The organism is Stenotrophomonas maltophilia group sp. Smal13, assembly GCF_030236855.1.
In the GTDB taxonomy this organism is placed as follows: domain Bacteria; phylum Pseudomonadota; class Gammaproteobacteria; order Xanthomonadales; family Xanthomonadaceae; genus Stenotrophomonas; species Stenotrophomonas maltophilia_A.
This window is the reverse complement of sequence record NZ_JASJSQ010000149.1, coordinates 1-303: the sequence shown is the minus strand read 5'-3', so window position 1 is coordinate 303 and position 303 is coordinate 1.

Below are 303 nucleotides of genomic sequence, written 5' to 3'. Positions count from 1 at the left end.
AAGGGCTGGTTCTGGATGCGCGGCGGCAGTGAGTACCCGTTGATGTGGACCACGGTACTGCTGGCCCTCGCGCTGACCGGGCCCGGCGCCTGGGCACTGGACGGCCAACGCCTTCTGGGAGATCTCGCATGAGTCACGATCCACTCGATCACGGCCGCCGCAACGTGGTGCTGGCCGGCAGCGCCGCGGTGGCGCTGGGCCTGGCCGGCCGTGCCGGTGCCGCACTCGATTCCACTTCCAAGGAGCGTCGCATGAGCACGCTGGTCATCCGCAATGCCCGCATCACCACCCTCGACCCGCAGC